The sequence below is a fragment of the Flexivirga sp. B27 genome (assembly GCF_052905685.1).
In genome coordinates, this window is record NZ_JBPYUM010000002.1 from 154353 (window position 1) to 179792 (window position 25440).

The window sequence follows — 25440 nt, forward strand, 5'->3', positions numbered from 1 at the left end:
TCGGTCGTTTGATGCTCCTCTCGGTCACAGGGGCATCGCCCGTGACTTGCGGGGGAGCGGACCGTCCGGGATCGGCCAGCCGCCTTGTCGCACAGGACGGACGCCCAGCTCTGACATGACCTGGACGAAAACGTGCGACCTCAACGCTTCACCCCAGTCCCAGTGACCAACCTTGCGCACAGCGGGGTGACGGAGCAGCCGGTCGTCGCGGCGCTTGGCTCGCCAGGCGGCTTCTTCGGCGGCCTTGCCCGTCAGCCCTTCAGTCACCCGAAACTTCACCCGCCCGTCGGCCTCGCCGATGATGCCGAGCTGGCGCCAGAAGAAGTCCACCCGCCCGATGAACCCCGATGCGTCGTAGAACTCGACCTGCAACTCCGGCATCGGCAGCCCGAGCTGGAACATGCGGATCCGGCTCAGCGACTCCAGCGGAGACTCTGCCCGGCCATCGGCGAGACAGAGTGCGAGCTCCGCCATCTTGCAACCGCGTGCTCCCTTCGGCAGCGCACGAACCTGGGCGAGAAGTGATCCGGCGTCTGCGATCTCGCGCCTGAGCGCTGCGTCGGCGGTCGTGACGGCCGACTCGAGGCTCCGCTCGCGGGCGCTGTCGATGACGGTCCTGTCGATGGTGGTCACGAGCAGTTCATCAACTGCCAGGCCGGTCGGCTCGATCGATGTCCGTCGCCGGCGGGTCTGAGGTGACCTGCCGGATCTGCCGGGTGGCTTCGCGAGCTCGATCAGCTGCGGATCGCGACCGATGGACGGCAGATCCAGGATCGCCCTGGCAGTGCCGTGGGTGAAGAGGGGCGGTCGCTCCGCGGCTTCGTGCACGGCGACGGCCATCATGATGAGGCGCTCCTGGGTGTCGAGTTCGGCCGGATTTCCTGCCATGAACGCCCCTCGACGCAGCCGGGACCATGCTCCGGGGTCGGGCCCGTCATACGACTCGAGCGCGGTGGTCAGGCTCAGCTTCCCCATGGATGTGGGGGCGAACAGTCCGCGGAGCCGGCGCACCTCGGCCGCCCGCTGCGCGACGTGAGCGGTGAGCGCAGCGGGATCGAACATCGGCTTCGCGACCGGGGCCAAGGGCTGGATGGCGTTCATGCCGTGACAGCGTGGCGCGTCCCGGCGAGTCCGCGCAGAAGTTGTCCACAGCCGCTGACCGAGAGGAGCACTAAATGACCGAGTGGCGCACAAAATGGGTCCGATTTAGTACGCCCTTCGGTCACTTGGTACGCCTCTCGGTCAGGAGGGGGTATCGCCGGTAGCCTGACCGAATGCTGCAGCGGCTCAAGCGCATTCGGGAACTGTTCATCCCCGGGGTCTTCGGGCTGCTCGTCCTGATCACGCTGGTCTGCGTGCTCGCCAGTTGCACAAGCAGCGCTGCGAGCGGTGGCCCGAGCGCGAACGGCGGCAACAGTGCGGCTGCAGGCGCGGGCAACGATGCCGGCTCCGCCGCGACCTCGGGTATGCCGCGCAGCAATCACGCGGCCGACGGCCTGCCGACCGTCGCCGCCGCCGACCTGCCCGCCGAAGCCCGCGACACGATGCGGCTGATCGCGTCGGGCGGGCCCTACCCCTACCACCAGGACGGCACGGTCTTCCAGAACCGCGAGCGCCTGCTGCCACGCGAATCCTCCGGCTATTACCACGAATTCACCGTCAAGACGCCCGGGTCACCGGACCGCGGAGCACGCCGGATCATCTCCGCCCGCGACGGCACGCTCTACTACACCGACGACCACTACAACAGCTTCCGGAGGATCGTGACCTCATGACGACTCCCGTCGACCTCATCACTGCCGGCTCCTCCGGGCTGCACCCGACCGACGCACCGGCGGCCGCCCGCGCCGCGGGCGAGGACGCCGGCTGGCGGATCGTCGACCTCGACACGTCGGCCGGGCACGACAAGCCCTACTTCCTGGACGTATGCCGCCAGGCGTTCTCGCTGCCGGAGTGGTTCGGCGGCAACTGGGACGCTCTCGCCGACAGCCTGAGCGACGTCAATGCCCGCCCCGGCACGCTGGTGCTGTGGCACGGCGCCGGCGCACTCGACCCCGCCGTCCGCGAGACAGCGGTGGAGATCTTCACCGAGCGGGCGGACCGGACCGGCGGATCGATCGGGCCGTTCCTGGTGCTGGTCGGTGGCTCTACTGAGACGCCATGAACGACGAGGCCATGAACGACGAGGCGATGAACGACGAAACGACCACCGGTCGTACCATGAACGACTTGTGAGTGAACTTGCCACGTCTCGTCCGACCGCCGATCCCGTCACGGCAGTCATCGCCGAGGTCGAGCGACTGCTCCCGACCCTGATCACCTGGCGTCGCGACCTGCACGCCCACCCGGAGATCGCCCGACACGAGACCCGCACCACGGCGTTCCTGCACGACACGCTGTCCGACGCGGACATCGCCGTGACGATGCTCCCCGAGACCGGCCTGGTCGCCGACATCGGCGCCACCGACCCGCAGCAGCGGGTCGCCATACGCGCCGATCTGGATGCGTTGCCGGTGCCCGAGCGGACCGGTCTGCCCTTCCGCTCCACGGTCGAGGGCCGTTGCCACGCCTGCGGACACGATGTGCACACCACGGTCGTGCTCGGAGTCGCGTTGGCGTTGAAGACGATCGAGTCGTCGCTGGCCGACCGGGGCCTCGCGGTCCGCTGCATCTTCCAACCGGCCGAGGAGGTCATGCCCGGCGGCGCACACGACGTGCTGGCCGCGGGCGTCCTGGACGACGTCGACCGGGCGCTCGCCGTGCACTGCGACCCGAGCATCGACGCCGGCACCGTCGGGCTGACCGCCGGCCCGATCACCGCCGCGTGCGACCAGATCGAGATCACGCTGACCGGCCCGGGCGGGCACACCTCCCGGCCGCACCTGTCGGCCGACCTCACCTTCGCGCTGGGCAAGGTGCTGACGGAGGTGCCCGCGGTGCTGAGCCGTCGACTGGACCCGCGGTCCGGGGTGGCCCTGGTCTGGGGGCAGGTCGAGGCCGGCCACGCCGTCAACGTCATACCCGCGACCGGGCGTGCCCTGGGCACGCTGCGGATGCTGGACGCCGACGAGTGGAAGCGCGTCGACGGTCTCGTCGAGCAAGTGGTGCGGGAGGTCGTGGCGCCATACAAGGTGACGGCGCAGGTCGAGCACATCCGCGGCGTCCCGCCGGTGGTCAACGACAAGGACGCCGTCACCGCGCTCGCGATGGCGGCCCGGACCACGGAGGGGGAGCGCAGCGTCGTGCCGACCCGGCAGTCGCTCGGTGGTGAGGACTTCTCCTGGATGCTGCAGGCGACCCCGGGTGCGCTGGCCAGGCTCGGCACCCGCACCGTCGGCGGGCCGACCTTCGAGCTGCACCAGGGCGACCTGGTGATCGATGAGTCGGCCATCGGAGTGGGCGCGCGGATGCTCGCGGTAGCAGCACTGAGCGAGGTCTGATCCGATCCGCAGATAACAGTTCGATCGCAGAACCCGGATCAGTGGATGTGTTCGGCATCTGGACGCTAGGCTGCCGACTTGCCCCACCGCCGGGTGATGGGGGACCCGCCGGTTCGTCATACGCCTTCGCAACCCGCCATCGCGGAACGATCGCTACGACTCTGGTCAGAAGAAGCACCACGAAAAGGAGACACCGTGCGTTCGGTGATGAAGATTGCGGCCGTCTCGGCCGTCGCGGCGATGGCGCTCGCCGGTTGCGGTAGCAAGCCCGCGGACAGCAGCTCGGCCAGTGGCGGCGGCGACGCCGGCACCACGGGCAAGGCCACAGGTAAGAAGATCAGCGCCTGCATGGTGCTCGACACCGGTGGTGTGGACGACAAGTCGTTCAACGAGAACTCCTGGGCCGGTATGCAGGCCGCCAGCAAGGCGAACCCGAACATCAAGATCAAGTACGTCCCCTCCAACTCCAGCAGCGACTACACCCCGAACCTCACCAAGTACGCCCAGGGCGGGTGTGACTCGGTCATCGCGGTCGGTGGTCTGATGCAGAAGAACGTCGACCAGGTCGCCAAGCGGTACCCCAAGGTTCACTTTGCTGAGATCGACGCCAGCAGCGCCGGTGTCAAGAACGTCTACGGCATCGAGTACAACACCGCCGAGGCCGGCTTCCTGGCGGGCTACCTGGCAGCGGGTATGACGAAGACCGGCACCGTCGGCACCTGGGGTGGCCTGTCCATCCCGCCGGTGACGATCTACATGGACGGCTTCTGGGAGGGCGTCCAGTACTACAACAAGGCCAAGAAGAAGGACGTCAAGGTCCTGGGCTGGAACGAGAAGAAGCAGAAGAGCGGCACGTTCTCCGGCTCGTTCACCGACCAGAACAAGGGCAAGTCGATCACCCAGGCGATGGTCAGCCAGGGCGCCGACATCGTCTTCCCGGTCGCGGGTGCCGCCGGACTCGGCGCGGGTGCCGCTGCGAAGGCCGCCGGTGGCAAGCTCAACCTGATCTGGGTCGACACGGATGGTTGCGAGAGCGCCGCCAACTACTGCAAGTACTTCATCTCCAGCGCCACCAAGAACCTCTCCGGTGGAGTCGAGACCTACTTGAAGAATGCGTCCGACGGCAAGTTCCCCACCGGCAACTACGTGGGTTCGCTGAAGGACAAGGGCGTCGGACTGTCGCCGTTCCACGAGTTCGAGTCCAAGGTGCCCGCGGACCTGAAGAAGGAACTCAAGAAGGCGGAGGCGGACATCGTCGCCGGCAAGATCAAGATCACCTCTCCGGCGCAGCCGAAGTAAGAATTACCATCCCGTGGGTGGTCGGCAAACTAAACTGCCGACCACCCACGGTCGTCCGTGGGTATGACGGGTGAGCGGTGCGATCCACCTGCGCCCAACCCGCTTGACGTGGACCGACGTGGGCCGACAATGTCCCGACGTCGATAAGGAGCACGAGTGAAACTCGAACTGCGCGGCATCACCAAGATGTTCGGCTCGTTCACCGCCAATGATCACATCGATCTCGTCGTCGAACCCGGCCAGATCCATGCGCTGCTCGGCGAGAACGGCGCGGGCAAGTCGACCCTGATGAACGTCCTCTACGGCCTCTACGAACCCACGGCCGGTGAGATCGTCGTCGACGGCACGCCCCAGAAGTTCGACGGTCCCGGTGATGCGATGCGCGCCGGGATCGGCATGGTGCACCAGCACTTCATGCTCGTGCCGGTGCTGACCGTCGCCGAGAACGTCATGCTGGGTGACGAATACACCCGGTCCGCCGGAATGCTGGACCAGAAGCGCGCACGTGACGTCGTCGGCCGGCTGGCGAAGGACTACCACCTGGAGGTCAACCCGGACGTCGTCGTGGGTGACCTGCCGGTCGGCATCCAGCAACGCGTCGAGATTCTCAAGGCGCTCGCCCGCGACGCCAAGGTGCTCATCCTGGACGAGCCGACCGCTGTGCTGACGCCCCAGGAGACCGACCACCTGATGGACGTCATGCGGTCGCTGAAGGAGAGCGGCACCTCGATCGTCTTCATCAGCCACAAGCTGCGCGAGGTGCGGGCGATCGCCGACACCATCACGGTCATCCGGCGCGGCAAGGTCGTCGGCCAGGCGGAGCCGACGGCGAGCCCGTCCGAGCTGGCGGCGATGATGGTCGGCCGCCCGGTGCAGCTGAAGGTCGACAAGGCGCCGGCCGACGCCAAGGACGTGGTGCTGGGCATCGAGGGCCTGAGCGTCACCGCGCCGACCGGCCAGGTGCTGGTCGACAACGTGTCCCTGGACGTCCACGGCGGCGAGATCTATGCGATCGCCGGCGTCCAGGGCAACGGCCAGTCCGAGCTGACCGAGGCGGTCGTGGGGCTGATCGAGCCGACCGCCGGCCGGATCACCTTGGAGGGCCGGGACATCACCGACGACAGCACCGACCGGATCCTCGGTCGCGGCGTGGGTTATGTGCCCGAGGACCGCATGCACGACGGGCTGGTCGGCGGTTTCAGCATCGCCGAGAACCTCGTGCTCGACACGTATGACGAGGCGCCCTTCGGCAACGCGATCTCGCTGAACCTGTCGGCGATCGCGCAGAACGCCGACGAGCGCATCGACGAATTTGACGTCCGCACCCAGAGCGCTGACGCCGCCGCGTCGACACTGTCCGGCGGCAACCAGCAGAAGGTCGTGCTCGCCCGCGAGATGAGCCGTCCGCTGCGGCTGCTCGTGGTCTCCCAGCCGACGCGCGGAGTCGACGTCGGCTCCCAGGAGTTCGTGCACAAGCGCATCGTCGAGGAGCGCGACCGCGGCACCGCGGTGTTGCTCGTCAGCACCGAGTTGGACGAGGTCATCGGCCTCGCCGACCGCGTCGGCGTCATGTATGCCGGCAAGATCATCGGCGAGCTACCGCCGACAGCGACAGCGGAGGAGTTCGGTCTGCTGATGGCCGGGCAGACCTCCGACAGCAAGGAGTCAGCATGAGCGAGCGCGGGGAAGGCCCCGACCTCGGCAAGAAGAACGAGCCGGCTGAAGACGCTGCGGTCGAAGGCGACACCCTGTTGGCCGAGCAGGAGGACACCGGCGACGCCCGGGAGACGATCGGGCAGATCCTGCGCAGTGACCACCCTGCCGTGGTCACGGTGCTGGCGATGATCTGCGCGATGATCGTCGGCGCGATTCTGATCGTCGCGTCCGACGAGGCGACCCGCAACGCCGCCAAGTACTTCACCGCGGCGCCCGGCGACACCCTCAGCACCGGGTGGGATGCGATCAAGAACGCCTACGTGGCGATCTTCGAGGGCGCGATCTACAACCCGAACGCCGGGCAGGCGCTGTCGCCGATCTCCGAAACACTGGTTTATGCGACGCCGCTGATCCTGGCCGGACTGTCGGTGACGCTGGCCTTCCGGGCCGGGTTGTTCAACATCGGTGCGCAGGGCCAGATCCTGATGGCGGCGGCCTTCGCCGGTTACATCGGTTTCGCGTGGGACCTGCCCGCCGGGCTGCACATCATCGTCGCCATCCTCGGCGGCATCGTCGGCGGCGCGGTATGGGCGGCACTGGCCGGTCTGCTGAAGGCCAAGACCGGTGCGCACGAGGTGATCACCACGATCATGCTCAACTACATCGCGGTCTTCTTCATCAGCTGGCTGCTGACGCAGACGTGGTTCCAGGCCCCGCCCTACCAGCAGGCGGTGTCCCGCTCGGTCAAGGACAATGCGCAGTTCTGGCACCTGTTCGGCTCCGACCTGCGCGTCAACTTCTCCTTCGTCCTGGCGGTCCTCGCCACGGCGTTCGTGTGGTGGCTGCTCAAGTACGGCACTTTCGGTTTCCGGATCCGCGCCGTCGGATCCAACCAGGACGCGGCCCGCACCGCCGGCATGAGCGTCGCGACGACATACGTCGGCGTGATGGTGATCGTCGGTGTGCTGTGTGGCCTGGCCGGTGCGTCGCAGATCCTCGGTGACGCGAACAACTACCAGGTGACCGCGAGCGTCGACGGTGGCGTCGGCTTCACCGCGATCACCGTCGCGCTGCTGGGGCGAGGCACGTCGTGGGGGACGTTCTGGGCGGGCCTGCTCTTCGGCGCGCTGACCGCGGGCAGCGGCCAGTTGCAGGCGTCCACACCGACACCTCCGGACCTGGTGCAGGTCCTGCAGGCCCTCGTGGTGATCTTCATCGCCGCGCCCGGCCTGATCCGGTTGATCTTCCGTCTGAGGCGTAGCAAGGCCTCCGGCTCGGCGGTGCTGGCGAAGGGATGGAACGGATGAGCCCCGAGCTCAACGAGGACCGCGCGGACGTCGTCGACTCCTCGGTCGAGACGGTCGAGGTTGCTCCCGGCGAGGTTGTCGAGCAGCACGTCGTCGAGCTGAAGCAGACGACCACCAAGCGGATCGGCACGGGTGCCGCGATCGTCGTGATCGGCGCCATCGCCGCGGTGCTGCTGGGTATGTCGGCCGGCTCCTCCTCGACGACGTTCGACCTCAACAGCCGCGACACCGGCCTGACCGTCCCGAAGTTCAGCATCCCCGGTGTGGGCGTGATCGTGGTCTGCGGTGTGATCATCATGCTGCTGGGAGCCGCGCACCTCGCGATCGGCTTCGGCAAGCGCACCCTGCGGTGGGTCGGCATCGGTGCCGGCGTGCTCTTCGTGATCGCCTTCCTCACCTGGGCGGGCACCGAGGGCAAGCAATCGGTGCAGGTCGGCTCGCTGCTCTATCAGACGCTGTTCCTGGCGACGCCGCTCATCCTGGGCTCGATGGCCGGTGTGATGTGCGAGAAGACCGGCGTGATCAACGTGGCGATCGAGGGGCAGATGCTCTTCGGTGCGTTCGCCGGTGCGCTCTTCGGCACCATCGTCGGCAGTTGGGGCGGGCTGGTCGCGGCGGTCATCGTCGGCGGCCTTGTCGGTGCGCTGCTCGCGGTGTTCGCGATCAAGTTCACCGTCAACCAGGTCATCCTCGGCGTCGTCATCAACGCCTTCGCGCTGGGTCTGACCGGTTATCTGTATGACGCGGTGATGGCCGACGACACCCCGTCGACCAACCAGCCGTCGGTCTTCTCACCGATCAAGATCCCCGGGCTGGGCGACCTGCCCGTGGTGGGGCCGTTGCTGTTCAACCAGACGATCATCACCTACCTGATGTACATCATCGTGATCGTCATCGACGTGATGTTGCTGCGCTCCCGGTGGGGCCTGCGCACCCGCGCCGTCGGTGAGCACCCGAAGGCGGCGGACACGGTCGGCATCAACGTGCTGCGGTTGCGCTATCAGAACGTCATCGTCGGCGGCGGGATCGCCGGCCTGGCAGGTGCTGCACTGACGATCGGCTCGGTCGGGCAGTTCAACAAGAACATGACGTCCGGGCAAGGATTCATCGCGCTGGCCGCGTTGATCTTCGGTCGCTGGACGCCGCGCGGCGCCCTCGGTGCTGCGTTGTTCTTCGGTTTCGCCAGCGCGTTGCAGACCGCGTTGTCGCTGCTCGCCACGCCGGTGAAGATCGACCAGAACCTGCTGCAGATGCTGCCCTACCTGGCCACCATCTTCGCGGTCGCCGGACTGGTCGGCCGGGTCAAGGCGCCGGCAGCCGACGGCGAGCCCTACGTGAAGGGTTGATGACTCGTGTCGTCACCGGAAGCGGGCGGGGTGGACTGGGAGGCGCTGACCGCCGCGGCGGTCGACGCCGCCGGTCACGCCTACGTGCCCTACAGCCGGTTCCCGGTCGGCGTTGCCGGCCTGGTCGACGACGGCCGGGTGGTCTCCGGGTGCAACGTCGAGAACGCGGCATACGGTGTCACGCTCTGCGCGGAGTGTGGGATGGTCAGCGAGCTGGTCCGGCACGGTGGCGGACGGCTGGTGGCGGTGTCGTGCGTCAACACGCTCGGTGAGGCGCTGATGCCGTGCGGGCGCTGCCGGCAACTGCTGTGGGAGCACGGCGGGGCGCGGTGCCTGCTGCTGACCCCGCAGGGTGTGCAACCGATGACCGAGGTGCTGCCGCAGGCGTTCGGGCCCGACGACCTGCAGCACGTCGCCGACACGACGGCCCGTGGCTCAACCGATCGTGGCTCAGCTGATCCCGCTGGGCAGTGAGGCGCCCTTCCCGCCGGCCAGACAGTTGGTGGTGACCTTGGTCAGCTTGCCTGCGTCCAGCGGGTTGAGCTTGCCGACCTTGCCGTTCTTCAGGGCACGCAGCGTGGCATCGGAGAACTGCGAATAGCCTTTGTTTGCAACGCAGGTCGAGACGTCGTCGACCAGTGACCGTGGGACGCCTTTGCCGACGAAGTAGTCCGACATACCGCTCGCGACCTGGGCCTTGGACGGCTTGCCGCCCTCCTCGGAGCTCGTGCCGCTGTCGGTCGTGGGGGCGGCGCTGGAGGGCGCCGACTTCGAAGTAGGAGCCTTGGTGGCGTCGGGCTTGCTCGACGAGCTGCAGGCGGCGAGGCTCAGCGGCAGGGCCAGCAGCACGGCTGCGGCTGCGGCGCGGTGGGCGGGAAGCGAACGCATGGTGTCCTCTCCGAAGTGTCACTTGTCCGGGGTATGACGCAGCAACGCCCCGGTCGGTTTCACACCGGCCGGGGCGATTGCGTGCTGGAGACTGCTCGCGTCAGTTGAGCTTGCTGAAGTCGCCGGAGAGCTTGGTCTGGCACTCCTTGCTGACCTTGTCCATGGTCTCCTTGTCTTCCTTCTTGACCTTGGTCTCGGCAGTCGCGTCGCCGTCCTTGAGCTTGTTGAGGGTGTCGGCGCTCAGGTCGTCGTACGACTTGTCGATCATGCAGTCGGCCAGCTTGTCGTAGAGCGAGTCGGGCACCTTGCTGCCGGTCGATCCGAGGTTCTTCTTCACGGCCTTGACGTAGCCGGCCTTGACGTCGTCCTTGGCCGGCTTGCTGCCGCCGCAGGCGGTCAGGCCCATCGGCAGGGCGATCAGCATCGCGGCTGCTGCGGTGCGGGTGGCGATCTTCATGGTGTTCCTCCCTGGGGGATCGGGGTGTGGCTTTCCTGTCACCGGTAGCACTGACGCACCGGTCGGACGGATGGTTCCCGATGACTCTCCGCACGGGACCAGGGGCAACTGTGCCGTATCAGCGGGTTGTCGCGCGCAGTGCCCCCGGGTGCTGGCAAGATCAGCAAGGTTGGGCCGTAATGATCGGGAGTGGCGCGAGAGCAGTGGGTGACAGCAATGAGTGAGCGGTTCGACGCCGTCGACGTGATCGCTGCGAAGCGGGACAAGACCCCGCTGAGCAAGGAGCAGATCGACTGGGTCATCGACGCCTATACGCGGGGTGACGTGGCCGACGAGCAGATGTCCGCGCTCGCGATGGCGATCTTCCTCAACGGCATGAGCCGGGAGGAGATCGCGCACTGGACCACGGCGATGATCGCGTCGGGGGAGCGGATGGACTTCGGCTCCCTGTCCCGCCCGACCGCCGACAAGCACTCCACGGGCGGTGTCGGCGACAAGATCACCCTGCCGCTGGCTCCGCTCGTCGCGGTGTATGACGTGGCGGTGCCGCAACTGTCCGGTCGTGGCCTCGGGCACACCGGCGGCACCCTGGACAAACTGGAGTCGATCCCCGGCTGGCAGGCCTCGCTGTCCAACGAGGCGATGTTGCGGCAACTCGACGAGATCGGGGCGGTGATCTGCGCGGCGGGTGCCGGACTCGCGCCGGCTGACAAGAAGCTCTACGCGCTGCGCGATGTCACCAGCACGGTCGAGGCGATCCCGCTGATCGCCAGCTCGATCATGAGCAAGAAGATCGCCGAGGGCACCGACTCGTTGGTGCTCGACGTGAAGGTCGGCAGCGGCGCCTTCATGAAGACCGCCGACCGGGCGCGTGAGCTCGCGCGCACCATGGTCGACCTCGGGACCGACGCCGGTGTGCACACCGTGGCGCTGTTGACCGACATGTCGACGCCGCTCGGGCTGACCGCCGGCAACGCGCTGGAGGTGCAGGAGTCGGTCGACGTGCTGGCCGGTGGTGGACCGTCCGACGTCGTCGAGCTGACCGTCGCGCTCGCGCGCGAAATGCTCACTGCCGCAGGCAAATCCGACGTCGACCCGGCGGATGCGTTGCGGGACGGCCGGGCCATGGACGTATGGCGTCGGATGATCTCGGCGCAGGGCGGCGACCCGGATGCGAAGTTGCCGGTGGCGAGCGACACCGAGGTCATCACCGCCGACAGCAGCGGCGTGCTGCAGCGACTGGACGCGCTCTCGGTCGGCGTCGCCGCCTGGCGGCTGGGTGCGGGCCGGGCACGCAAGGAGGACCGGGTCCAGGCGGGGTCGGGTGTCGTCATACACGCCAAGCCCGGGGACCGGGTGACGGCCGGCCAGCCGCTGCTGACCCTGCACACCGACACTCCCTATCGCTTCTCGCGTGCCGAGGAGGCGCTGCAGGGTGCGTGGGAGATCGGCGAGTCCCCAGCAGACACAGGGCCGTTGGTCATCGACCGGATCGCCTGAGCAAGGTGGCCGAGCCTGCTGAGCGGTGGCCGAGCTTGTCGAGGTCACATTGGTGGCTTCGACAGGCTCAGCCACCACACGTCACTAGAGTGGCCTGATGGTTCAACTCTATTCGGAGCCGGTGCGGATCCCGGTGCCCGGCGGCAAGATCATTGACGAACACATCGGGGCTGCCAGCACCGATGAGTCGCGCCTCAGCGTTGCGCACATGCAGGCGCCAGCCGACTGGTCCGAGCCGTTCCAGACGCCGGAGTTCGACGAGTTCACCGTGGTGTTGCGCGGAGCAGTGATCGTGGAGCACGGCGACGGTGAGAGCACGACCGTCAATGCCGGGCAGTCGCTGAAAACCACTGCGGGAGAACGCATTCGCTACTCCACCGGACCCGATGGTGCCGACTACATCGCTGTCTGCCTGCCGGCTTTCTCCCCGGACACGGTCAACCGCGATGAGTGAGGACACCATCCGGCCCGAGATCAAGGCACTGCCCAAGGTGCTGCTGCACGACCACCTGGACGGCGGACTGCGGCCGGCCACCATCGTCGAACTGGCGGCGCAGATCGGCTACACCGAGCTGCCGGCGTCGGACGCCGACTCGCTCGGCCGGTGGTTCCGGGAGGCCGCGGACTCCGGCTCGCTGGAGCGCTACCTGGAGACGTTCAGTCACTCGGTCGCCGTCATGCAGACCGCCGACGCGTTGCGCCGCGTCGCATCCGAGTGTGCGCAGGACCTCGCCGCCGACGGCGTCGTCTACGCCGAGGTGCGGTATGCCCCCGAGCAGCACCTCGAGGGCGGCCTCACCTTGGAGGAGGTCGTCGAGGCGGTCAACGCGGGTTTCCGTGACGGTGAGGCGGCATCCGGCGGCAGGATCGTGGTGCGAGCCCTGCTGACTGCGATGCGGCATGCGGCCAAGTCGACCGAGATCGCCCAGCTCGCGGTGCGTTATCGGGACGAAGGGGTTGCCGGCTTCGACATCGCCGGCGCCGAGGCGGGCTTCCCGCCCACTCGACACCTGGACGCCTTCGAATACCTGCAGCGCGAGAACGCCCACTTCACCATCCACGCCGGCGAGGCCTTCGGGCTGCCGAGCATCTGGGAAGCGATCCAGTGGTGCGGCGCCGAGCGGCTCGGGCACGGTGTGCGGATCGTCGACGACATCACCGACTTCGGCCAGCCCGGCGAGAAGCTGGGTCTGCTCGCGGCATACGTCCGTGATCGCCGGATCCCGCTGGAGATGTGCCCGTCGTCCAATCTGCAGACAGGAGCGGCGGATTCGATCGCCGGCCACCCGATCACCCGGCTGAAGGACCTGCGCTTCCGGGTGACCGTCAACACCGACAACCGGCTGATGAGCGGGACGTCGATGTCACGGGAGATGCAGCTGCTGGTCGACGAGGCCGGTTGGACCCTCGACGACCTGCGCTGGGTGACGATCAACGCGATGAAGTCGGCGTTCCTGCCGTTCGACGAGCGGCTGGCCATCATCGACGACGTCATCAAACCCGGGTATGACGAGGCGACCGCTCGCGCCTAGCGCAGCGGGTCCGGCGGGAGCAGCCGCGCCCGGACCTCCTGCTCGCGCCGCAGCCGGGCGGCCTCGCGATCGCTGCGGGCGGTGAGCACCGCGGACAGCACGTCCTCCGGGTGGGTGTGTGCGGGCGGCGGGGGAGAGACCAGCGGCATCACCTGACGCATCAGGTTGTCGGTCAACGCATTTCGGGCCGCGGGCGTGAGCGTGGACCGTCGGATCAGGAACTGCCGGATCGCCAGTGCGAGACCGTCGGGCAGGGGCGCGAGGTCGGCGCTGCGCACCCAGGCCGCGAGGTATGGCGGGGCCGGTGGTGGCGGACTGAGCTTGAGCCCGGTCTGCTCGCGCACGACATACGTGCCGGCGGCCAGGTCACCCAGCCGCTTGCCGCGCGCGTTGCTGGCCGACGCGATGACTGCCGGCACCGCACTGAGCAGCGGCAACTCGATGACTCCGACCAGACCACGCACGAACGCATGCCGGAAGACGATCGGTCCGCCGTCGTCGCGCACGACCCGCAGCTTCATGATCAGCTTGCCCAGTGATCGGCCGCGGGTGAGTGTCTCGACGGTGACCGGCAGGGCGAGGAAACACGCGATCACCGACAGCAGCATCAGCGTGCTGAAGGTCGCGTCGCTGCTGCCGGACGTGGACACGCTCACGACGAAGACCAGTCCGATGAGCACGAGGATGTAGACCGCCCAGTCGATCAGTGACGCGACCATCCGAGTCGGCAGCGGCGCCGACGGCACGTCGATGAGCACCGCCTCGCCGGTGATCATCAGATCGCTGTCCGCGCCGCGCAGGCGTCGGGGCTGCGTGCTGGCCGGCTGCGACATACGCCCAGCCTATAGTCGGGTTCGTGGACCTCGACGCGTTCGTCACGGCGCACTACCCCGAGTGGGAGCAGCTGCGGGTGCTCAGTGCTCGTCGCACGCTCAACGGTGCCGAGGCCGACGAGCTGCTCGATCTCTACCAGCGGGCTGCCACGCATCTGTCGCTCATCCGGTCGGCAGCACCGGACCCGACGGTCGTGCAATACCTGTCCACGGTGTTGGCCAGGGCGCGCACCGCGTCGTTGCGGCGGCGCACACTGACCTGGTCGCGACTCGCGGACTTCGTGACCCGTGACTTCCCGGCCGTGCTCTACCGGACCCGGTGGTGGTGGATCACGACCGCGCTGGCGAATGTCGTGGTGGCCGTGGTCCTGGGCGTGTGGGTCGCGCGCAATCCCGACGTCCAGGCGTCGTTCATCTCGCCGCAGGACGCGCAGCAGCTGGTCACTCATGACTTCCGGGACTACTACTCGGAGTATGGCGGCGCCGACTTCGCCACCCGCGTCTGGACCAACAACGCCTGGGTGGCGGCGGTGTGCATCGCACTCGGCGTGCTCGGTTTCCCCATCGTGTGGCTGCTGTGGAACAACGTCGTCAACGTCGGCATCCAGGGCGGCATCATGGCCGCCTACGGGCACGCCGGCGACTTCTTCGGGCTGATCCTGCCGCACGGGATCCTCGAGCTGACAGCGGTTTTCGTGGCAGCGGGGTGCGGTCTGCGGCTGTTCTGGTCATGGGTCGAGCCGGGCGCCCGAAGTCGTGCGGACGCGATGGCGCACGAGGGCCGCTCGATCGTCGTCGTGGCCATCGGACTGGTCGGTGTGCTGCTGGTCAGCGGTGCCATCGAGGCGTTCGTGACGCCGTCGGCGCTGCCGACCTGGGCACGGCTCGGCATCGGGATCGTTGCCGAGATCCTCTTCCTGGCCTACGTGTTCACCCTCGGCAGGCGTGCCGTCGCCGAAGGTGTCACCGGAGACCTCGCAGAAGCGGACCAGAGTGCCGTGCGCCCCGTGAGTGTGTGAGCAGGCCGCGGATCAGAGCAGGCCGCGGGACTTGAGCAGGAGGTAGTGGTCGACGAGCGCGACCGGGAGCGTCGCGGGCTCCTCGTCCAGCACGGTCACCCCGAGACGTTCGAGGGCGGTGCGCGTGTCGTTCCGCAGCAGCTGAGTGCGTTCTGCGGCACTGGCGTCATACACCTGCTCGGTGGTGTCGCGACGGTCCGCCATGGCGCGCACGCCCGGGTCGGCGACCGAGGCGATCACGACCCGGTGCCGGAGGGCGACCCCGGCGAGGACCGGCAGCAGGCCCTCCTCGACCGCCGCGGGCTCCAACGGGGTGACGATGACCAGCAGTGACCGTTGCTTGGGCAGGCCGCTCCCGGCACCCAGCAGGGTGCGCCAATTCGCCTCCACCAGAGTGGGTTCCACGGGTGCCATCGCGTTGATGACGGTGTGCATCAACTCCGCACGATCACTGATCCCGGTGACGCGGGCGCGGATCGACCGGTCACCCGCGAGGAAGCTGACCCGGTCGCCGGCGCGGGAAGCCAGCGCGGTCAGCAGCAGCGTCGCGTCCATGCCGGAGTCCAGCCGGGTGCTGTCACCGATGCGACCCGCGGACGTGCGGGAGGTGTCGAGCACGATCATCACCCGCCGGTCGCGCTCGGGCTGCCAGGTGCGCACGACCGGGTGCTGCCGGCGTGCGGTCGCCCGCCAGTCGATGCTGCGCACGTCATCCCCGTCGACATAGTCACGCAGGGAGTCGAACTCCGTGCCCTGGCCGCGAACCCGGACCGCGGCGCGACCGTCGAGCTGGCGCAGTTGCGCCAACCTGCTGGGCAGATGCCGCCGGGAGGGGAAAGCCGGCAGTGCGCGAACGCTGCCGCTCACTTCGACAGAGCGTTGCCGCAGGGCGAGGCCGAGTGGCCCGGCGGTGCGGATGGTGACTCGGTCGGCGCGGCGGTCCCCCCGCCGGGTCGGGGTCAACTCCACGACGAGGCGGGTCTGTTCGCCTGCGCCCAGCTTGCGCAGCTGCTGCCGCCCGCCTCGTGCTCCGGCCGATGGTTGCCAGGCATCGCGAACGAGTCCGCGGATGGTCCGCGAGCCGGTGTTGCGCAGCACGAGGGTGCCGGCCGTGGTCTCGCCGAGGCGCACCGGACGGATCGGAAGGCGTTGCAGCGCAAGGGAAGTCGTGGCCGGCGCCAACCACAGGTCGATGCCCACCAGCGCAGCCACGGCGACCAGCCACCACAGGACCGTCGCGACGCTCGGGTGCACGAGGACGACGACGATGCCGAGAGCGGCCAGCAGCGCCGTGCGGCCGGTCAGCGCCATGATGTGGCCATCGGTCCGGACACGCTCATCGGGGGACCGGGACGGACCCGACCACGCTCTGCAGCACGGTGCCGGTGCCGACACCCTCGAGCTCGGCCTCCGGCCGCAGTTGCAACCGGTGGGCGAGCGTGGAGTGCGCCATCGCTTTCACATCGTCGGGCGTGACGAAGTCGCGCCCGCTCAGCCACGCCCAGGCTCGGCTGGTCGCGAGCAGCGCGGTGGCCGCGCGCGGGCTCGCGCCGAGCGACAACGACGGCGCGGCACGCGTCGCGCGCACCAGATCCACGATGTATGACGCCACGTCGGCCCCCACCTGCACGGTGCGGACGGCTGCGGCGCCGGCGGCCAGATCGTCGGGTCCGGCGACCGGCCGGATCCCGGCGGTGGCCAGGTCGCGCGGGTCGAAGTCGCCTGCGTGCCGGCGCAGCATCTCCAGCTCCACGTCCCGGTCGGGCAGCGGCATGGTGACCTTCAGCAGGAAGCGGTCCAGCTGCGCCTCGGGCAGCGGGTAGGTGCCTTCGTACTCCACCGGGTTCTGGGTGGCGGCGACCATGAACGGCGAGTGCATCGCCCGGGCTTCGCCGTCGACGGACACCTGACGCTCCTCCATCGCCTCCAGCAACGCCGACTGCGTCTTCGGAGGGGTCCGGTTGATCTCGTCGGCCAGCAGCAGGTTGGTGAAGACCGGACCCGGCCGGAAGGTGAACTCCGAGGAACGCGAGTCGAACACGAGCGATCCGGTGATGTCGCCGGGCATCAGGTCCGGGGTGAATTGCACACGTTTGGTCTCGATCGACAAGGCGGCCGAGAGCGAGCGGACGAGCAGCGTCTTGGCGACGCCGGGCACGCCTTCGAGCAGCACGTGGCCGCGTGCGAGCAACGCGACCACCAGTGCGGTGACGGCGGCGTCCTGGCCCACCACGGCCCTCGCGACCTCACCACGGACGGCATTGAGCGCGGCGCGCGCCTGCTGCGCTGCCGGTGCACTCTCGGGTGGGTTGTCGCCCGGGGGGTGGCCTGTCATCGTCGTACCTGCCTTTCGAGTTGTTGCAAGTCCTGTGCGAGCGCGGTCAGCGTGGCGTCGTCCGGTGGGTCCGCGCCGTAGAGCAGATCGGCCACCTGCTGGGGGTCGTGCTGTGCCGCGCGCGCGGTGTGGCTGATCAACGCGTCCGGCGGGCCGCCGGGAGCAAGACCCAGATATCGCGCCAGTCGGGCCCGCGCCGCGAGCCGGAGCGCGGCCGAGGCCCGGGCCTGGTCGTGCGCCTTGCGATAGAGCTGTCCGCGGCTGCGGGTGGTCTCGTCGGCAGGCACCACCACCGGCAGCGGCTCGGGAACCAATCGGCCGAATCGCCTTCCGCGCCATACCATCACGATGAGTATGACGGCACCGGCCAGCCAGATCGCCGGGTGGAACCAGCGGGGCCACATCGGTCCCTGCACCGCCTCGTTGTCGGCGGTCGCGATCGACGGTGCGAACCACACGAGCCGGTCACTGGCTCCCAGGATGCGCAGGGCGATCGCGGCGTTGTCGTCGTTGACGACCGTGTTGTTGGTGAGTGCGGCACGACTGCCGAGCAGCACCGTCTCAGGGGCGTTGCCCTGCGCCGGCAGCACGACCACCGCACCCTGGCCGCGTTCCCCGAAGCACGTTTGCGCGGTGCCCTCCGGGCGGTAGCTGATGTCGGCGTAGCTCAGCCGTAGGCCGTCCAGCCAGCTCACCGAGCACAGTGAAACCGGTTGTGAACGTTGGGGTTCCACCTTGGCGACGGGCAGGTCGAGCGTCTTGATGGTCGTCGGGTCCGCGTCGACGATGACCAGCCGCCGAGCCCCCTCGGCGGCGCTCATGGTCTGCTGCAGAGTCTCCGGTGCCAGCAGTTGTGGTCGGGTCAGGACGACCGTTGCGTCGCGCAACCCGGCGGTGTCCAGGCCACTGACGCGGTGCGTGATCGTCACGTCGACCCCGTGCTGCCCGAGCACCTGCGCGACCGCGCGCGTCCCGTCCGGCTCGGCCGATGCGGGGTCCAGCGGCTCGTCGGACGTGCGCGGCGTCAGCAAAACGGCGCCTACGAGGACCGCAACCAGCAGGGCGACGACGGCTGCGAGGACGACCCGGCCACGGGTGATCATGCGCTGACCCGGTCGCTGTCGGGATGGTGCGGACGGGTCCGGTCGATCTCCCGGTCGAGTGCGCTGACCCGGGCGACGTCGTCGACATCGGCCTCGGCTCCGCCGTAACGCACTGCATCGAAAAACACTGCGGCGGAGTGGATCCCGTCGCTCTGGGCCGGGAAATGGGGTGCGAGCTCTGTGCCGACCTCGTGGGCGGTCCGTCCGGGTTGGGGGAGAAGCAGCGCGCGTTCTTCGGCGCGACGGGTCAGTGCTCGGAAGTGGTCGATGAACGCCGCGGACAACGCGCCCTCACTGGCGAGCCGCTCGGCGCGACTGCGCAGCTGCTCCGCCGAGAGGTCGACATCGGTCAGCACGCCTTCGTCGGACTTCTCGGTCCGGCCCGCTCCACGCGGCTGCAGCCGGCTCAGACCGAAGACGACCGCCGCCACGATGGCGAGCAGCAGCGGGATCAGCACATAGAGCGGCAGTGCGCCCCCGACGCCCTGCAGCAGATCACCGAGTCGGTCGGTGGCCCAGTCCCACAGTCGTTGCAGCCAGCTGCGCTGGTCGGCATACGCAGGTTTGGACAGCTCCCGCTGCAACCAGTCGTGTGCCGTGCCGCCACTCGGGTCCAGCGGCGGTCCGCCGTCACGGCGCACCGGCACCGTCCTCTGCGGCGGCTTCCATCAGCGTGACGTCGAGGGCCTCCTTGCGGATCCGCTGGTCGAGGTAGAGCAGTGCGGTCACGCCCGCGGTGAACGGCGCAGTGAGCGCGCTGACCACGACGGAGACGAGCTCGGCAGCGAGAACAGAGCCGACGCTCGGCACCCCGGCGTCGCCCGCCGACGCGACCATGATTGCGGCAGTTGGCAATTGGGCGATATTGCTGATCATGCCGACGATCAGGTTCGCAAGCAGGGTGATGCCGAAGATGCGCCACCACTGATCACGGGTGAGCTGCCAGGAGCGGCCGAGCGCCTTGATCGGACCGATCTCCTCCAGCACGAGCGCGGGAGCGGCCAGGGACACCTTGATAGCAAGCCAGACGAGGACCACCAGGGCTGCGATGCCGAGCAGGATGCCGATGACGACCGCGGCGACCGGACTGCCCGCGAGCGCGAGGAGCACGATGATGCCGACGACGACGCCGATCAGCAGCACCGCAGCCAGGGAGACCAGCAGGGTCATGCCGAGCAACGGCAGCAGGCGCCCGCGGACCCGCTGCCAGGTGGCGCCTACGGAGATGCGGCGCCCGAGCACCGCTTCGGCGACGACCGCCGTGAGCATTCCGCCCAGGAAGATCCCCGCGAGCGTCGTGTAGATCGCGGTGACCGACGTCCCCAACTGGGTGCCGAGGTTGATGGTGGTGCCCGAGTCGTCGGTCGTCGTCAGGTCCGCGTTGTTCAGCGCGAGGGTCGTGAAGATCGCCGGGATCGCGACGACCAGCGCGACCAGTGCGGACAGGCCGAGTGTCGCGCCGGGGTTGCCGCGGATGGTGCCGAAGGTGCCGCTGAAGATGTCGCCGAGATTCAGTGGCCGCAGCGGTATGACGCCGGGCTTCGGCGCCAGCTGGAACGGCGCGGGCGGGCCGTACTGCGGCGGCGGTTGCTGTGGCGCGCCATACTGCCCGTACTGCGGTGGCGGCTGCTGCCCGCCGTATTGCCCGTATTGCGGTGGTGGCTGCTGCCCGCCGTACTGTCCGTACTGCGGCGGCCCCTGATCGCCACCGGCCGAGTCACCCCCGGGGCTCGTCCATCCGTTGCTCATGGCTCGACCCTAGAGGACGCGGGACGGACGCACCCGCAACAGCTGCGCGTGCGTCCGTCCCGCCGTGTCGTGCTTTCTGTCGTGCTACTTGATGATCCGGAAGTAGCGCGCCGGGTGCCCGTCGTAGACGTAGACGTTGCGCTCGACGACCTTGTGCTGGGATCCGGACGCGTCGATGATGTGGCCGCCGCCGACATACAGCCCGACGTGTGTCTTGGTGGACCACCAGATGAGGTCGCCCGTCTTGCGGTTGGCCGCGGAGACCTCGGTGTAGCCCACGTGCTGCTGCGTCGACTTGCGTGCGATCGTGATGCCGACCTGCTTGTAGGCGCTCTGGGTCAGCCCGGAGCAGTCGAAGGAGCTGGGGCCGGTGGCTCCCAGCTTGTAGGGCTTGCCGAGCTGCTTCTTGGCGTAGCTGACGACCGTGGCGACCTTCTGGTCGCGGGACGACGTGCCGCCGGTCGCCGCCACCAGGGCGGCCCAGGTCTTGGTGCCGACGACGCCGTCGGGGGTGAGGTTGTGCTTGTCCTGGAAGCTCTTGACCGCCTTCTCGGTGCCGGAGCCAAAGACCCCGTCCACGGTCAGGTCGTAGCCGACCATGTTCAGTCGGCACTGGGCTTCCTTGATCGAGTTGATGCCGCGCATGCCCAGCTTGATCTTGACGCGATCGGAGCTGACACACGACGTCGCCGCGTGAGCGGGTGCGGCGAGAACGGCGCCGGAGATGCCGACGCCGGTCAGGGAGATGGCTGCGATGGTGACGGCGCCACCGAAACGATGTGCAAAACGCATGACTCTTCACTCTCCATTGAGTGTCCGCATGAGGGGGTGCGGGCCACGGGTGTGGCAGGTCTCATGCAACCAGCGCCGGGTGCGCCGTAGGCATTTCCGAATGTAAAGAATGGTTAAAAGTTTCGTATTCTATAAATGACTGCGAAAGAAATTACCTGGCCTCGTCGCCCCGTCGGGACGGTCGGCGCTGCATGCGACGCGCGAGCTCCTTCGGGCGGATCGGCTCAGCCCCGAGTCGCTGCTGATCGGCAACGATGCGCGGCTCGGCCTTCGCCAGCCGTAGCCCCCGGCGGAGCAGCACCATCGGCGGCTTCCGGCGCTCGGACAGATCGCGCGCCAGCCGACGGACGAAGGTGATCCAACGGTTGTGGTGCACGCAGTAGGCGCCTTCGAGGATGCCGCGCTCCCGCAGCGGTGCGATCACGTATGGCGCGAAGATGCCCTCCGCGATCACGATGGGAACCTCGGGGTCGAGCCGCACTACCTGTGTGCCGGTGACGGCGGATGCGGAGATGTCGTAGACCGGCGCGACGACCTCGCCGGTGCGGCACAGTGTCTCCAGCGCGTCGACCGCGTCGTCGCAACGCCAGGACCGCACGTCGTCCCAGTCCGGGATGCCCGACAGCATCGGCAAGGTCGGGTCGTCACCGTTCCGGTAGTAATCGTCGAGTCGGACGATGGGCCACCCGTGCTCGTGGGACAGGTGCGCCGACCAGCGTGATTTGCCGGAGCCGCTGGGTCCGCCGAGCACGAGCACGCGGGCAGGGGAGGGTCGGTCGGTCACGTCAGTCGTCTGTCCATGGTGATCGGGGTCCCCGCGAAGTATTGACGGGGAGCGCAGCGGAGGAGTCGAACTTCGTGGAGTTCTACATTCCCTTGGGGTGCCAGACGGTCTTGGTCTCCAGGAAGGCCTGCATCCGGGACAGTCCCGGGGTCTCCAGCCAGTCCGGCTCGACCGCATCGGCTCCCTCACCGGCGGGCCGCACGACCCGCTTGACGGTGTCGGCCGCCGACCGCTCCAGGTCGGCCCAGTCGATCTCGGTCGCGCCGGCGAGGTCGATCGCGTTGACGTCGGCGTGCGACGCCAGCCACGGTGCCAGCTCGGCGGTGCGGCCGGTGACGATGTTGACCACGCCGCCGGGCACGTCCGAGGTCGCCAGCACTTCGCCGAGCGAGATCCCCGGCAGCGGTCGGTCCTCACTGGTGACCACGACGACGGCGTTGCCGGACACGATCGCCGGCGCGATCACCGACACCAGCCCGAGCAGCGAACTCTCTTGTGGCGCAAGGATGCCCACCACTCCGGTCGGCTCGGGAGCGGAGATGTCGAAGTAGGGCCCGGCGACCGGGTTGAGGTTGCCCAGCACCTGCGGCAGCTTGTCGGGCCACCCGGCATACCAGACCCACCGGTCGATGGCGGCGTCGACGATCTTGGTCGCCTGCGGCTTGGTCAGGCCTTCGCTCGCAGCGACCTCGGCGATGAACTGCTCGCGGCGTCCCTCGAGCATCTCGCCGACGCGGTAGAGCACCTGCCCCCTGTTGTATGCCGTCGCGCCCGACCAGCCCTTGACGGCCTTGCGCGCCGCGACGACGGCGTCGCGGATGTCCTTGCGGGAGCCCTGCGCGGCGTTGGCGAGGAACTTCGGGGAGCGGCCGGACGAGTGGACCTCGTAGGACCGGCCGGACTCCGAGCGCGGGAACTTGCCGCCGATGTAGAGCTTGTAGGTCTTGCGCACCTCGAGGCGTGCCATCAGTGCGTTCCTTCCGTGTCCAGGTAAGCGGCCAGTCCCTGTCGGCCGCCTTCGCGGCCGTAACCGCTCTCCTTGTAGCCGCCGAACGGCGAGGTGGGATCGAAGCGGTTGAAGGTGTTGGCCCAGACCACACCCGCCCGCAGTCGGTCGGCGATGGCCAGGATGCGCGAGCCCTTGTCGGTCCAGATGCCGGCGGACAGGCCGTAGGGGGTGTTGTTGGCCTTGGCCACTGCCTCGTCCGGCGTGCGGAAGGTCAGCACCGACAACACCGGGCCGAAGATCTCCTCCTGAGCGATCCGGTGGGCCTGCGACACTTCGGTGAAAACCGTTGGGGCAAACCAGTATCCGCGCTCCGGCAGTGAGCACGGCGGGCTCCACCGCTGCGCGCCCTCTGCCTCGCCTGCCGCAACCAATTCGTTGATCCGGGCCAGCTGGGCAGCGGAGTTGATCGCACCGACGTCGGTGTTCTTGTCCATCGGGTCGCCGACCCGCAGGGTGGTCAGTCGCCGCTGCAGCCGGTGTATGACGTCCTCGGCCACCGACTCCTGCACCAGCAGGCGGCTGCCCGCACAGCAGACGTGGCCCTGGTTGAAGAAGATGCCGTTGACGATGCCCTCGACGGCCTGGTCGATCGGTGCGTCGTCGAAGACGATGTTGGCGGCCTTGCCGCCCAGCTCGAGCGTCAATCGCTTTCGGGTGCCAGCGATCTCGCGGGCGATGGCCTTCCCGACACCGGTCGACCCGGTGAAGGCGATCTTGTCGATGCCGGGATGCTCGACGAGCGCCTGCCCGGTCGCTCCGGCGCCGGTGACGATGTTGACCACGCCGGCGGGTAGCTCCGCCTGGCGGCATACGTCGGCGAAGAGCAGCGCGGTCAGCGGCGTTGTCTCCGCAGGCTTGAGCACGACCGTGTTGCCGGTCGCCAGCGCGGGCGCGATCTTCCAGGCCAGCATGAGCAGCGGGAAGTTCCACGGGATGATCTGGCCGACAACGCCCAGCGAGCGTGGATCTTGGCCGAGGCCGGCGTATTCCAGCTTGTCCGCCCACCCCGCGTGGTAGAAGAAATGCGCCGCGGCGGTCGGGACGTCGACGTCGCGCGACTCCTTGATCGGCTTGCCGTTGTCGAGGGTCTCCAGCACCGCGAACTCGCGAGCCCGCTCGGCCATGATCCGCGCGATCCGGAAGAGGTATTTGCCGCGTTCGGCGCCGGACAGGCGACTCCACGTGCGGTCGTAGGCCCGGCGCGCCGCCCGGACTGCCTTGTCGACGTCGGCCGCGCTCGCCTCGGCGACGTCGGCGAGCTTCTCCTCGGTCGCCGGGTTGACGGTCTTGAACGACTTGCCTTCGGCCGGGTCGACGAAGTCACCGCCGATGAACAGTCCGTATGACGAGGCGATGTCGACCACGGAGCGCGACTCCGGTGCCGGTGCGTATTCGAATGCTGGTGTCATGTCTTGTCTTTCGCGCTCAATCGATCGTCACGTAGTCGGCACCGGAGTAGGCCCCGGTGCGCAGCTTCTGGCGTTGCAGCAGCAGGTCGGTCAGCAGGCTGGACGCGCCGAAGCGGAACCACTGCGGCGTCAGCCAGTCGTCGCCGGCGATCTCGCTGACCATCACCAGATAGCGCAGCGCGTCCTTGCTGGTGCGTATGCCGCCCGCCGGCTTCACTCCGATCATCTCGCCGGTGAGTTCACGCCAGTCGCGGACCGCCTCGAGCATCAGCAGTGTGACCGGCATGGTGGCGGCCGGTTGCACCTTGCCGGTGGAGGTCTTGATGAAGTCGGCGCCGGCCAGCATCGCCAGCCAGGACGCGCGCCGAACGTTGTCGTAGGTAGCCAGCTCGCCGGTCTCCAGGATGACCTTCAGGTGGGCGTCGGGCTGGTCGCCCGGGCGTGCGCAGGCTTCCTTGACGGCGGCGATCTGGTCGAAGACAAAGCGGTAGTCGCCGGCCAGGAAGGCGCCGCGGTCGATGACCATGTCGATCTCGTCGGCGCCGGCCTTCACGGCGTCCTTGGTGTCTGCCAGCTTGACCGCCAGGCTTGCGCGGCCCGACGGGAACGCCGTCGCGACGGCCGCGACGTGAATGTCGCTGGCAGCGCCGAGCGCCTCCTTGGCGGTGGCGACCATGTCGCCATACACACAGACGGCGGCGACCTGGGGCGTGCCGAGGTCACCCGGGTCGGGCAGCTGCGCCTTGGCGCACAGACTGCGGACCTTGCCGCGGGTGTCGGCGCCCTCGAGGGTGGTCAGGTCGATCATCCCGATTGCGGTGTCAATGGCCCAGGCCTTGCTGGTCGTTTTGATCGATCGGGTGGCCAGCGAGGCGGCTCGCGCCTCGAGTCCGACCTGGTCGACGCCGGGCAGACCGTGCAGCCAGGTGCGCAGGGCTTTGTTGGTCAGAGAGGCGACTCCGAGCATGTCCCGGGCCCGCGA

General features: G+C 68.4%; 26 protein-coding genes. 12 read left to right on the forward strand and 14 right to left on the reverse strand.

Annotated features, from left to right (window positions below; translation table 11 throughout):
• Positions 1-24: 24 nt before the first annotated feature.
• Positions 25-1101, reverse strand: coding sequence for a hypothetical protein (locus ACSZL9_RS09565; RefSeq protein ID WP_446665261.1), 1077 nt, complete (start codon positions 1099-1101; stop codon positions 25-27).
• 173 nt (positions 1102-1274) lie between these two features.
• Between ACSZL9_RS09565 and ACSZL9_RS09570 the strand changes: the two genes are divergently transcribed.
• From ACSZL9_RS09570 to ACSZL9_RS09605, 8 genes are all read left to right on the forward strand, one after another.
• Positions 1275-1775: a ribonuclease domain-containing protein gene (locus ACSZL9_RS09570; RefSeq protein WP_446665262.1), complete on the forward strand. Its 501-nt coding sequence runs from the start codon at positions 1275-1277 to the stop codon at positions 1773-1775.
• Positions 1772-2164, forward strand: a complete 393-nt coding sequence (locus tag ACSZL9_RS09575) for a barstar family protein (RefSeq protein WP_446665263.1) — start codon at positions 1772-1774, stop codon at positions 2162-2164. Before ACSZL9_RS09570 ends, ACSZL9_RS09575 begins: the two co-directional genes overlap by 4 nt.
• A 67-nt stretch (positions 2165-2231) precedes the next feature.
• Positions 2232-3440, forward strand: coding sequence for an amidohydrolase (locus ACSZL9_RS09580; RefSeq protein ID WP_446665264.1), 1209 nt, complete (start codon positions 2232-2234; stop codon positions 3438-3440).
• Positions 3441-3635: 195 nt separating this feature from the next.
• Complete coding sequence (locus tag ACSZL9_RS09585) at positions 3636-4739, forward strand: BMP family lipoprotein (protein WP_446665265.1); 1104 nt, start codon at positions 3636-3638, stop codon at positions 4737-4739.
• A 156-nt stretch (positions 4740-4895) separates the two neighbouring features.
• Entirely contained in the window at positions 4896-6413 is a 1518-nt protein-coding gene (locus tag ACSZL9_RS09590; RefSeq protein ID WP_446665266.1) for an ABC transporter ATP-binding protein, read from the forward strand.
• On the forward strand, positions 6410-7702 hold the full coding sequence (locus tag ACSZL9_RS09595) for an ABC transporter permease (protein ID WP_446665267.1): 1293 nt from the start codon (positions 6410-6412) through the stop codon (positions 7700-7702). Before ACSZL9_RS09590 ends, ACSZL9_RS09595 begins: the two co-directional genes overlap by 4 nt.
• Positions 7699-9048 carry an ABC transporter permease gene (locus tag ACSZL9_RS09600; protein ID WP_446665268.1) on the forward strand — a complete coding sequence of 450 codons (1350 nt, stop codon included), beginning with the start codon at positions 7699-7701 and terminating at the stop codon, positions 9046-9048. The genes ACSZL9_RS09595 and ACSZL9_RS09600 overlap by 4 nt, the downstream gene beginning before the upstream one ends.
• Positions 9049-9054: 6 nt before the next feature.
• The gene (locus ACSZL9_RS09605) at positions 9055-9522 is read left to right on the forward strand and encodes a cytidine deaminase (protein ID WP_446665269.1); all 468 of its coding nucleotides are present in this window, start codon (positions 9055-9057) and stop codon (positions 9520-9522) included.
• On the opposite strand, the gene ACSZL9_RS09610 is transcribed toward ACSZL9_RS09605, so the two are convergent.
• Together ACSZL9_RS09610 and ACSZL9_RS09615 are read right to left on the reverse strand one after the other, a co-directional pair.
• Positions 9499-9936, reverse strand: a complete 438-nt coding sequence (locus tag ACSZL9_RS09610) for a hypothetical protein (protein ID WP_446665270.1) — start codon at positions 9934-9936, stop codon at positions 9499-9501. The genes ACSZL9_RS09605 and ACSZL9_RS09610 overlap by 24 nt on opposite strands.
• A 100-nt stretch (positions 9937-10036) precedes the next feature.
• On the reverse strand, positions 10037-10393 hold the full coding sequence (locus ACSZL9_RS09615; RefSeq protein ID WP_446665271.1) for a hypothetical protein: 357 nt from the start codon (positions 10391-10393) through the stop codon (positions 10037-10039).
• A 216-nt stretch (positions 10394-10609) separates the two neighbouring features.
• Here ACSZL9_RS09615 and ACSZL9_RS09620 point away from each other — a divergent pair, with 216 nt between their 5' ends.
• From ACSZL9_RS09620 to ACSZL9_RS09630, 3 genes are all read left to right on the forward strand, one after another.
• Positions 10610-11893 (forward strand): thymidine phosphorylase, encoded by a 1284-nt coding sequence (locus ACSZL9_RS09620; RefSeq protein ID WP_446665272.1) that lies wholly within the window; start codon positions 10610-10612, stop codon positions 11891-11893.
• 97 nt (positions 11894-11990) lie between these two features.
• Positions 11991-12347 (forward strand): cupin domain-containing protein, encoded by a 357-nt coding sequence (locus ACSZL9_RS09625; protein ID WP_446665273.1) that lies wholly within the window; start codon positions 11991-11993, stop codon positions 12345-12347.
• Positions 12340-13425: an adenosine deaminase gene (locus ACSZL9_RS09630; RefSeq protein WP_446665274.1), complete on the forward strand. Its 1086-nt coding sequence runs from the start codon at positions 12340-12342 to the stop codon at positions 13423-13425. Before ACSZL9_RS09625 ends, ACSZL9_RS09630 begins: the two co-directional genes overlap by 8 nt.
• On the opposite strand, the gene ACSZL9_RS09635 is transcribed toward ACSZL9_RS09630, so the two are convergent.
• A complete protein-coding gene (locus ACSZL9_RS09635) occupies positions 13422-14258 on the reverse strand; it encodes an RDD family protein (protein WP_446665275.1) in 837 nt (278 codons plus the stop codon). The genes ACSZL9_RS09630 and ACSZL9_RS09635 overlap by 4 nt on opposite strands.
• A 23-nt stretch (positions 14259-14281) precedes the next feature.
• On the opposite strand from ACSZL9_RS09635, the gene ACSZL9_RS09640 reads away from it, so the two are divergent.
• Entirely contained in the window at positions 14282-15277 is a 996-nt protein-coding gene (locus ACSZL9_RS09640) for a stage II sporulation protein M (RefSeq protein ID WP_446665276.1), read from the forward strand.
• Between the two features lie 12 nt (positions 15278-15289).
• Here the strand turns inward: ACSZL9_RS09640 and ACSZL9_RS09645 are convergent, their stop codons facing one another.
• The 10 genes from ACSZL9_RS09645 to deoC form a co-directional block, all read right to left on the reverse strand.
• Positions 15290-16588, reverse strand: coding sequence for a DUF58 domain-containing protein (locus ACSZL9_RS09645; RefSeq protein ID WP_446665277.1), 1299 nt, complete (start codon positions 16586-16588; stop codon positions 15290-15292).
• A 25-nt stretch (positions 16589-16613) separates the two neighbouring features.
• On the reverse strand, positions 16614-17612 hold the full coding sequence (locus tag ACSZL9_RS09650; RefSeq protein WP_446665278.1) for an AAA family ATPase: 999 nt from the start codon (positions 17610-17612) through the stop codon (positions 16614-16616).
• A complete protein-coding gene (locus tag ACSZL9_RS09655) occupies positions 17609-18715 on the reverse strand; it encodes a DUF4350 domain-containing protein (RefSeq protein WP_446665279.1) in 1107 nt (368 codons plus the stop codon). The genes ACSZL9_RS09650 and ACSZL9_RS09655 overlap by 4 nt, the downstream gene beginning before the upstream one ends.
• Entirely contained in the window at positions 18712-19356 is a 645-nt protein-coding gene (locus ACSZL9_RS09660) for a DUF4129 domain-containing protein (protein WP_446665280.1), read from the reverse strand. The genes ACSZL9_RS09655 and ACSZL9_RS09660 overlap by 4 nt, the downstream gene beginning before the upstream one ends.
• The gene (locus ACSZL9_RS09665; RefSeq protein WP_446665281.1) at positions 19346-20464 is read right to left on the reverse strand and encodes a DUF7847 domain-containing protein; all 1119 of its coding nucleotides are present in this window, start codon (positions 20462-20464) and stop codon (positions 19346-19348) included. Before ACSZL9_RS09665 ends, ACSZL9_RS09660 begins: the two co-directional genes overlap by 11 nt.
• A gap of 84 nt (positions 20465-20548) precedes the next feature.
• Positions 20549-21256: a C40 family peptidase gene (locus ACSZL9_RS09670; RefSeq protein WP_446665282.1), complete on the reverse strand. Its 708-nt coding sequence runs from the start codon at positions 21254-21256 to the stop codon at positions 20549-20551.
• Positions 21257-21407: 151 nt separating this feature from the next.
• Positions 21408-22040: a uridine kinase family protein gene (locus ACSZL9_RS09675; RefSeq protein ID WP_446665283.1), complete on the reverse strand. Its 633-nt coding sequence runs from the start codon at positions 22038-22040 to the stop codon at positions 21408-21410.
• A gap of 82 nt (positions 22041-22122) precedes the next feature.
• Entirely contained in the window at positions 22123-23007 is an 885-nt protein-coding gene (locus tag ACSZL9_RS09680) for an aldehyde dehydrogenase family protein (protein WP_446665284.1), read from the reverse strand.
• Complete coding sequence (locus tag ACSZL9_RS09685; protein ID WP_446665285.1) at positions 23007-24458, reverse strand: aldehyde dehydrogenase family protein; 1452 nt, start codon at positions 24456-24458, stop codon at positions 23007-23009. Before ACSZL9_RS09685 ends, ACSZL9_RS09680 begins: the two co-directional genes overlap by 1 nt.
• 16 nt (positions 24459-24474) lie before the next feature.
• Positions 24475-25425 (reverse strand): deoxyribose-phosphate aldolase, encoded by a 951-nt coding sequence (gene deoC, locus ACSZL9_RS09690; RefSeq protein WP_446665788.1) that lies wholly within the window; start codon positions 25423-25425, stop codon positions 24475-24477.
• Between the last annotated feature and the right edge of the window lie 15 nt (positions 25426-25440).

Bases quoted from the DNA above. Each gene is read 5' to 3' on its own strand.
- ACSZL9_RS09620 (WP_446665272.1), top strand. From the start codon at position 10,610: ATGAGTGAGCGGTTCGACGCCGTCGACGTGATCGCTGCGAAGCGGGAC.
- ACSZL9_RS09630 (WP_446665274.1), top strand. From the start codon at position 12,340: ATGAGTGAGGACACCATCCGGCCCGAGATCAAGGCACTGCCCAAGGTG.
- ACSZL9_RS09670 (WP_446665282.1), bottom strand. From the start codon at position 21,256: ATGCGTTTTGCACATCGTTTCGGTGGCGCCGTCACCATCGCAGCCATC.
- ACSZL9_RS09680 (WP_446665284.1), bottom strand. From the start codon at position 23,007: ATGGCACGCCTCGAGGTGCGCAAGACCTACAAGCTCTACATCGGCGGC.
- deoC (WP_446665788.1), bottom strand. From the start codon at position 25,425: ATGCTCGGAGTCGCCTCTCTGACCAACAAAGCCCTGCGCACCTGGCTG.
- ACSZL9_RS09575 (WP_446665263.1), top strand. From the start codon at position 1,772: ATGACGACTCCCGTCGACCTCATCACTGCCGGCTCCTCCGGGCTGCAC.
- ACSZL9_RS09615 (WP_446665271.1), bottom strand. From the start codon at position 10,393: ATGAAGATCGCCACCCGCACCGCAGCAGCCGCGATGCTGATCGCCCTG.
- ACSZL9_RS09595 (WP_446665267.1), top strand. From the start codon at position 6,410: ATGAGCGAGCGCGGGGAAGGCCCCGACCTCGGCAAGAAGAACGAGCCG.
- ACSZL9_RS09625 (WP_446665273.1), top strand. From the start codon at position 11,991: ATGGTTCAACTCTATTCGGAGCCGGTGCGGATCCCGGTGCCCGGCGGC.
- ACSZL9_RS09635 (WP_446665275.1), bottom strand. From the start codon at position 14,258: ATGTCGCAGCCGGCCAGCACGCAGCCCCGACGCCTGCGCGGCGCGGAC.
- ACSZL9_RS09665 (WP_446665281.1), bottom strand. From the start codon at position 20,464: ATGAGCAACGGATGGACGAGCCCCGGGGGTGACTCGGCCGGTGGCGAT.
- ACSZL9_RS09645 (WP_446665277.1), bottom strand. From the start codon at position 16,588: ATGGCGCTGACCGGCCGCACGGCGCTGCTGGCCGCTCTCGGCATCGTC.
- ACSZL9_RS09570 (WP_446665262.1), top strand. From the start codon at position 1,275: ATGCTGCAGCGGCTCAAGCGCATTCGGGAACTGTTCATCCCCGGGGTC.
- ACSZL9_RS09565 (WP_446665261.1), bottom strand. From the start codon at position 1,101: ATGAACGCCATCCAGCCCTTGGCCCCGGTCGCGAAGCCGATGTTCGAT.
- ACSZL9_RS09600 (WP_446665268.1), top strand. From the start codon at position 7,699: ATGAGCCCCGAGCTCAACGAGGACCGCGCGGACGTCGTCGACTCCTCG.
- ACSZL9_RS09610 (WP_446665270.1), bottom strand. From the start codon at position 9,936: ATGCGTTCGCTTCCCGCCCACCGCGCCGCAGCCGCAGCCGTGCTGCTG.
- ACSZL9_RS09685 (WP_446665285.1), bottom strand. From the start codon at position 24,458: ATGACACCAGCATTCGAATACGCACCGGCACCGGAGTCGCGCTCCGTG.
- ACSZL9_RS09650 (WP_446665278.1), bottom strand. From the start codon at position 17,612: ATGACAGGCCACCCCCCGGGCGACAACCCACCCGAGAGTGCACCGGCA.
- ACSZL9_RS09655 (WP_446665279.1), bottom strand. From the start codon at position 18,715: ATGATCACCCGTGGCCGGGTCGTCCTCGCAGCCGTCGTCGCCCTGCTG.